This is a genomic window from Nocardioides sp. NPDC057577 (assembly GCF_042801335.1).
Taxonomy (GTDB): Bacteria; Actinomycetota; Actinomycetes; order Propionibacteriales; family Nocardioidaceae; genus Nocardioides.
This window is the reverse complement of the sequence record NZ_JBHVGB010000014.1, coordinates 23,125-29,727: the sequence shown is the minus strand read 5'-3', so window position 1 is coordinate 29,727 and position 6,603 is coordinate 23,125. Positions and strand designations below refer to the sequence as shown.

The following is a 6,603-nucleotide window of genomic DNA, read 5'->3' as shown; positions in this document are numbered from 1 at the left end:
CAAGACCGCAGCCGACCATCCAGTGGGGGATGGTCGGCTGCGGCGCGTCTCCAGGTCAGCCGTCAGGCCGGGACCGACGACTCCTCCACCCGTCCGCCATCGGCAGGATCGGAGGCGGGAGCGTCGCGGCGTACGTCGGCGTCCTTCCACAGCTCCAGGAGCACCGCCGGCCAGATCTCCTCATCGGTCGCCGCGAGCTCCGCCCGCGTCCACCAGCGGTGCGCGGCCATGGTGAGCAGCTCCTCCTCGGTGTGGCCCGCGGTGGAGACCTCGAAGGCCGGCACCCAGCAGGCGTAGAAGACGTCGTCCTGGTCGATGACCACGTCGCTGTAGCCGTGCACCACGGTGCGCCGCATCGTCGGCCCGAGCAGATCGGCCTCGGTGACCCGGAGACCGGTCTCCTCCTCGAGCTCCCGCACCGCGGCGACCCGCTCGCTCTCGCCAGCATCGATGCCGCCGCCAGGGGTGATCCACCAGCGCGCTCCCGGGATGCCCGGGTCGGAGTCGGCGAAGAGCAGGATCCGGTCGCGGTCGTCGATCAGGAGCACCCGGACCGTGCTCCGGGTGCGGCGTGGCCGCTCCGCGGGCGCGACCGGGACGAAGGTGCGCGGTGAGTCTTCCTCGGAGGCCATGACCCCATCCTCACCCACGCGGTGCGTACATGATCACGCCCATCCCAGCCAGACACAGCGCCGCACCGGCGATGTCCCAGCGGTCGGGCTGGTAGCCGTCCATCGCCATCCCCCAGGCGATCGAGCCGACGACGAAGACACCGCCGTACGCCGCCAGGATCCGCCCGAAGTGGGCGTCGGGCTGCAGCGTGGCGACCACGCCGTAGAGGCCGAGCGCGATGAACCCGGCACCGACCCAGAGCCAGCCGCGATGCTCCCGCAGCCCCTGCCAGACCAACCAGGCGCCACCGATCTCGGCGATCGCGGCCAGCACGAAGAGCAGGAGGGAACGGAGGGTCAAAAGCCCTCGCCGATCAGGTGCGCGCCACCCAGCGGGTCGTTGTTCCAGGAGATCGTCGTCCAGCCCTCCTCCAGGCTGCCCTCGATGACCGCGAGGCCGGTGTTGCGGATCCGGTTGTCGTCGCCGAAGGCCGGCGACCGGGTGGTGCGCAGCCCGGTCCACATCCGGATCGCGGCACCGTGCGAGACGATCGCGACGGTGTCATCGGGCCCGTGCTGCTTGGCCACGGACTGCACCGCGGCGTCGTAGCGCGCCAGGAACTCGTGGCCCGCCTCACCGCCCGGAACCGGGGTCTCGAGCGTGCCGGTGACCCAGTCGCCGAGCGCCTCGAGATACGCCGTCACGGACTCCTTGTCGGTGGCCATCTCCAGGCGACCGGCGGTGATCTCCTCGAACCCCTCCTGCACGACGACCGGCAACCCGAGCCGGCGAGCGAGCGGCTCGGCGGTCAGCTGCGTACGCACGAGCCGGGAGGCGTACAGTCCCGCGATCCTCTCCCCCGCCAGCGCATCCGGCACCGCCGCGGCCTGGGACAGCCCGAGCTCGGTCAGCCCCGCTCCCGGGAAGGCGGTGTCGAGCGCCCCCGAGACGTTGCTCGGGGTCTGGCCGTGTCTGATCAGCAGAAGTCTCATATGCCGGTAAGGGTACGGGACCCACCGCACCGGAGGTGACGGACTAATCTGAATCCGGACGAACTACTTCCGGGAGCCGCCACGATGGCACATGACGAGAGCCCGACCGCTCGCGCACTGCTCACCCTCGAGCTGCTGCAGTCCTCCCCCGGCATCACCGCCGAGCGGCTGGGCGAGCGGCTGCGGGTCACCGAACGCGCGGCCCGACGCTACGTCGCGATCCTGCGGGAGGCGGGGATCACGGTCGAGTCCGAGCGCGGTCCCTACGGTGGCTACCGGCTCGGCCGAGGGATGCGTACGCCGCTCATCTTCACCACCGCGGAGGCGCTCGGCCTGGTGATGGCCCTGCTCGACGGTCACCACGACATCGCCGACGCCACCGGTCCGGTCGGGAGCGCGGTCGGCAAGATCGGCCGGGTGCTGCCCGAGTCGCTGTCCCAGACGGTGGCCGCGGTGCGGCGTACAATCTCGGCCGTTCCCGACCAGAGCGCCGTCTCGCCCGATCCGGACATCACCACCAGCCTGGTCCAGGCCTGCGACTCCCGGCGGCGCACGACCATCGCCTACACGACCGAGAACGGCAACGAGCGCAAGATGGTCGTCGACCCCTGGGCGGTCGTCGTGCGCCACGCCCGCTGGTACCTGCTCTGCTGGTCGCACACAGCCGACGCGCGCAGGGTGCTCCGCGTCGACCGGATGGGCGCGGTCGACATCGAGGAGACCGGCTTCGTACGTCCGGAGATCGACCCCGTTGCCGAGGTCGAGGAACACCTCGGCGAAGGCTGGGCCTATGAGGTCGAGGTCGTCTTCGACGCCCCGTTCGCGCAGGTCGACCGCTATCTCCCGCGCGTCCTGGGCCGCCTCGAGCCCATCGACGACGGCCACTGCCGTCTCGTCGGGAGCACCAACAGCCCGGACTGGTACGCCCAGGAGCTCGCCCGCCGAGCCGTCCCGTTCCGGGTGGTCGAAGGCGACGAGGTACGCCGCTGCGTAGCCGCGCTCGGCCAGCGACTCCTCGACGCGGCCGCGCGCTGAACGCCGAGACGTCACCCGCGTCGGCCGAGGTGGCAGGGAGGTGCCGTCTCGGCCGACGTGAGTGACGTCTCGACCGACGTACCTGACCTCTCGGCGGGTCAGCTGAGGCGAGCGGGGAGGTGCGAGTAGCCGCGAAGGATGCGGGTGGGGTGGCGCTCACGGTCGCCGACGAGCTCGAGGTCGGGGAAGCGCTCGAAGAGGAGCCGGAGGCCGATCTCGCCCTCCATCCGGGCCAGCGCGGCGCCGAGGCAGAAGTGGCGGCCGCTGGAGAAGGAGAGGTGGTCGCGGGCGTTCTCCCGGGTGACGTCGAAGGTGTGCGGGTCGGTGAAGACGGCCGGGTCGCGGTTGGCGGCGGCCAGCACGGTGTTGATGATCGTGCCGCGCGGGATCGCCTGGCCCGCGATGGTGGAGTCACGCCGGGCGACCCGCCCGGTGAGCAGCACGGGCGGGTCGAGGCGCAGGATCTCGTCGGAGGCGTTCGACCACAGGTCGGGCTGCGCCTTGAGGATCTCGAGCTGAGCGGGGTTGTCGTGGAGCAGCGCGATGCCGTTGCCGATCAGGTTCACGGTGGTCTCGAAGCCGGCCGCGAAGACCAGCCCGGCGATGGCCCTCAGCTCCCGCTCGCTGAGCCGGTCGCCATCGTCGCGGAGGGCAACGAGCTGGCTGAGCAGGTCGTCACCGGGGTGCTCGGCAAGATACTCCAGGTGGCCGCGGAGCCAGGTGTCGAACTCCTCCAGGGAGGCTTCCATGTCCCGGAAGGTGCGCCAGTCCAGGCCGATGTCGAGGCTCAGCGCCGCCCCCTTGCCGAGCTCGAGCATGCGTTCGCGCAGTTCGACGGGGACACCGAGCACCTCGGAGATGACCGTGATCGGCAGCAGTCCGCAGTAGCGGGTGACGAGGTCGACGTCGGCACCTGAGGAGGCTTCCTTCTCCAGGTCGTCGAGCAGCTCTCGGGCGATCTCCTCCGTCCGGGCGCGCAGCTTCTCGACCGCGCGCACCGTGAAGACACGGGTGACGAGCTTGCGGTAGCGGGTGTGCTCCGGCGGCTCGGTCGCCAGCAGCGACGGCGGCTGGAGCGGGGCGAAGACGTCGCTGGCCGACCAGCTCGCCGCCCTCGCCAGCAGACCGGTGCCCGACTCGTCGGGCGCGAAGAACCCGGTGATGAAGTCGTTGCTGGTCAGCACCTCCTTGATGACCTCGTGGTCGACCGCGAGGTGGCTGAACCCGCCCTGGTAGAGCGGACCGCGGGCACGGAACTCCTCGAACAGGTCGACCAGGTCGAAGGTGTGCGAGCCGGGCCCGCTCAGGATCAGGTCGCCCTGGAGATCACCCTTCCGGGCGGACCGGACGATGGCCGTACGCGGCAACCCGTGCCCCAGCGCCCAGCGCACGCCCTGCTTGGCGGTGCGTTCCACCGTCCCCAGGGTCCGGCCCAGGGCCCGGCCGGCAATCGAGCCGGCGCCGGCGGGCGGCGTGATCTTGAGCGGCATGCGAGACCTCCGAGGCGCAGGAACACGTTCCTGTGCAGCGTACGCCGAACGGGAGTCCCACACATCCGACCGTGGTAGCAATTCAGTCCTGTATCGAGCCGCCTCGGCCCGGGGATCAGCGCTTGACGAACTCGCGATCGCCCTTGGGCCACGAGTGCGTGTAGCCGGTGACCTTCTTGGCACCCTCGACCCGCACACTCCACTCCGCATGCCCGGACGCGACCGGCTTGACCACGACGAGCTGGTCGGGCTCGGTGATCGTGACCGTACGCGTGAACCGCTCCGGCGCACCCCACGGATCCATCGCGATCGTGGCCGTCACCGGCAGCCTGCTGGCGTCGATCCGCAGCCCGATGGCCTCGGTCATCGCGATCGCCTCGACCGACAACGTCCTGGTCGGCTCGGGCGCGGGCTTCTTGGTCGGCTTGGGTGTCGGCGTCGGTGTCGGTGTCGGGGTCGGCGTCGGATCGACGCGGACTGAGGATGCCGACGCGCTCGGCGAGGGCGCCTCGTCGCTGGCCCCCGCGCTCGGCGCCGACTGCTGGCTCTGCGGCTCCTTCTTGTCGGACGAGTCCGCGTCGGAACCGGTCACGACGCCGCGTACGACCTCATAGATCAGGATCAGCAGCAGGACGGCGAGGACGACCAGCACCACCCGGCCGCGACGCGTCATCCGCGACCGACGGTAGGGGGTCGATTCCAGGTGGTGCAGCGGCACCAACGGTCCGGCGACGGCCCTCCTGGCGGGGGTTCCTCGCACTGGCTCGGGCTCTGACTCGGGCTCGGACTCCGCTTCCGGCTCTGGTTCCGGCTCTGGTTCCGGTTCAGGCACCGGCGCAGGTGCCGGAGGCGGGACCGGTGCCGGGGGCGGCGCTGGCTCGGGCTCCGGTTCGGGCTCCGGTTCGGGCTCGGGCTCCGGTTCGGGCTCGGGCTCCGGTTCGGGCTCAGGCTCCGGTTCGGGCTCAGGCGCGGGCGCCGGCGCCGGCGCGGGTGGCGGCTCGACAGCCGGCGCCGGAACGGCCAGGACCGGCGGCACGTACGGCTCAGGCTCGGGCTCAGGGTCCGGCTCGACGATGCCTTGGACGATCACGGGCCCGGCCCCGGCGGGGAGCCAGGCCGCTCCGGGAACGTCGTCCGGCGAGGCGTAGCTCCCGAAGACCTCGAGGGTCTCGACGTCGGTGACGTGTCCGTCGGGATGGACGACCATCCGGACGCGGGCCTCGTCGTCGGTGGCTACGACCTGGACGGGCTTGCGACTCGGGCCGGCAAGCTGTTCCCGCACGGCGCGTACGCCTGCCTGGTGCGGATCCTCACCCCACGGACGGTCCACCACCAGGCCGTTGAGCGTCGTGACCCCGCGGGTGACGGAGAGGATGGCTGTCTGCTTCCGGGCCATCAGTGGCCTCCGGAAGGGTCAATGCACACGTGTGGGGGTCCTCGCGGTGGGGAAGCGGGCAACGGGCTCGGAAAGTGTGTCGTTCAAGCCTCAACAGGGCAACTCACACGCGCAAGCCCTACCCACCAGTTACCGTCTTGTCAGCCTGACTTCTCAGGCGGGCTCGCGAACCCTGTCGTCGAGGAAGTCGTCGAGCATCTCCACGGCGACCGCGTTCGCGGCTTGGATCTTGTCCTGGCTGACGCCGCAGATCCGCAGGCACGAGGAAGCGATCGCCCACGCCTCCGGGCACGTGATCCTCCGGACCGTGTCGGTGGTGATCATCTCGGCGCGCATGCTGATGACACCTTCGACCTGCTGGATGAGCATGTTGCCCAGCTGCTTCAGGCTCACTCCCTCCAGCACCTTCTCCGAGGCCACCTCGCTGGCCAGATCGGCGTAGGCGGCGGCGAGCTCTTCGTGTTCCTGGCGGAACTCGGTGTAGACCTCGCCGTTGGTCACGTCCGGCAGCATGTAGAGCATGCCGACGTTGTGGTCCACATCGGCAAGCGTGCGTACGTCGACGAGCACCAGCAGATAAAGAGCCGTCTCATAATCGAGCGGCGGCACCTGGTTGCGGATCTTGTCGACCTTGTCCGTGGTCGGACGGACCGACTTACGGAGCAGCTCGACGAGGATCTCGTCCTTGCCGGCGAAGTGGTAATAGAGAGAGGCCTGACGGATGCCGACCTGGTCGGCGATCTCGCGGGTGGACGTCGCTGCGAAGCCCTGGGACACGAAGAGTCGCGCAGCGGCATCGAGGATCTGGTCACGGGGTGAGGCATTACCCGAATCGGGCACATGCCTGGGGCGGCCGGGCCGAGAACGCCTAGTTGTCATGTACGCCATCTAAGCGGCCTCCCGAGTTTCGGGGAAGATTCGAAAGAGTCTTCTTCCCCTAAAGAACAGAGTCGAAAGTCCCACAGGAGGGTTGAATTCGCTGTCAACAAAGTGTAAGGCACGGCGATTCATCAGGCGCTGCACAGCAGCCTCCCGGGGCGATAATGCTGGCGGAATTCTGCCCAGTGTGACGGGGGTT

8 protein-coding genes are annotated in these 6,603 nt (G+C 69.9%); 1 reads left to right on the top strand and 7 read right to left on the bottom strand.

The window, feature by feature from the left end; all coding sequences use genetic code 11:
• From ACFU7D_RS04875 to ACFU7D_RS04860, 4 genes are all read right to left on the bottom strand, one after another.
• A partial coding sequence (locus ACFU7D_RS04875; protein ID WP_378864121.1) for a hypothetical protein occupies positions 1 to 54 on the bottom strand: 54 nt, incomplete at its 3' end.
• A gap of 8 nt (positions 55 to 62) precedes the next feature.
• Positions 63 to 632, bottom strand: coding sequence for an NUDIX hydrolase (locus ACFU7D_RS04870; RefSeq protein ID WP_378864056.1), 570 nt, complete (start codon positions 630 to 632; stop codon positions 63 to 65).
• Between the two features lie 10 nt (positions 633 to 642).
• Positions 643 to 972: a YnfA family protein gene (locus ACFU7D_RS04865; RefSeq protein WP_378864054.1), complete on the bottom strand. Its 330-nt coding sequence runs from the start codon at positions 970 to 972 to the stop codon at positions 643 to 645.
• Positions 969 to 1,604, bottom strand: a complete 636-nt coding sequence (locus ACFU7D_RS04860; RefSeq protein ID WP_378727942.1) for a histidine phosphatase family protein — start codon at positions 1,602 to 1,604, stop codon at positions 969 to 971. The genes ACFU7D_RS04865 and ACFU7D_RS04860 overlap by 4 nt, the downstream gene beginning before the upstream one ends.
• A gap of 84 nt (positions 1,605 to 1,688) precedes the next feature.
• On the opposite strand from ACFU7D_RS04860, the gene ACFU7D_RS04855 reads away from it, so the two are divergent.
• Positions 1,689 to 2,639 carry a helix-turn-helix transcriptional regulator gene (locus ACFU7D_RS04855; protein WP_378864051.1) on the top strand — a complete coding sequence of 317 codons (951 nt, stop codon included), beginning with the start codon at positions 1,689 to 1,691 and terminating at the stop codon, positions 2,637 to 2,639.
• A gap of 98 nt (positions 2,640 to 2,737) precedes the next feature.
• On the opposite strand, the gene ACFU7D_RS04850 is transcribed toward ACFU7D_RS04855, so the two are convergent.
• The 3 genes from ACFU7D_RS04850 to ACFU7D_RS04840 form a co-directional block, all read right to left on the bottom strand.
• Positions 2,738 to 4,129 (bottom strand): cytochrome P450, encoded by a 1,392-nt coding sequence (locus tag ACFU7D_RS04850; RefSeq protein ID WP_378864048.1) that lies wholly within the window; start codon positions 4,127 to 4,129, stop codon positions 2,738 to 2,740.
• Between the two features lie 115 nt (positions 4,130 to 4,244).
• Positions 4,245 to 5,525 carry a hypothetical protein gene (locus ACFU7D_RS04845; RefSeq protein WP_378864045.1) on the bottom strand — a complete coding sequence of 427 codons (1,281 nt, stop codon included), beginning with the start codon at positions 5,523 to 5,525 and terminating at the stop codon, positions 4,245 to 4,247.
• A 153-nt stretch (positions 5,526 to 5,678) separates the two neighbouring features.
• Positions 5,679 to 6,404, bottom strand: a complete 726-nt coding sequence (locus tag ACFU7D_RS04840) for a TetR/AcrR family transcriptional regulator (protein ID WP_378864042.1) — start codon at positions 6,402 to 6,404, stop codon at positions 5,679 to 5,681.
• Between the last annotated feature and the right edge of the window lie 199 nt (positions 6,405 to 6,603).

Coding starts and splice junctions, on each gene's coding strand:
- ACFU7D_RS04870 (WP_378864056.1), bottom strand. CDS start 632: ATGGCCTCCGAGGAAGACTCACCGCGCACCTTCGTCCCGGTCGCGCCC.
- ACFU7D_RS04860 (WP_378727942.1), bottom strand. CDS start 1,604: ATGAGACTTCTGCTGATCAGACACGGCCAGACCCCGAGCAACGTCTCG.
- ACFU7D_RS04855 (WP_378864051.1), top strand. CDS start 1,689: ATGGCACATGACGAGAGCCCGACCGCTCGCGCACTGCTCACCCTCGAG.
- ACFU7D_RS04850 (WP_378864048.1), bottom strand. CDS start 4,129: ATGCCGCTCAAGATCACGCCGCCCGCCGGCGCCGGCTCGATTGCCGGC.
- ACFU7D_RS04845 (WP_378864045.1), bottom strand. CDS start 5,525: ATGGCCCGGAAGCAGACAGCCATCCTCTCCGTCACCCGCGGGGTCACG.
- ACFU7D_RS04840 (WP_378864042.1), bottom strand. CDS start 6,404: ATGACAACTAGGCGTTCTCGGCCCGGCCGCCCCAGGCATGTGCCCGAT.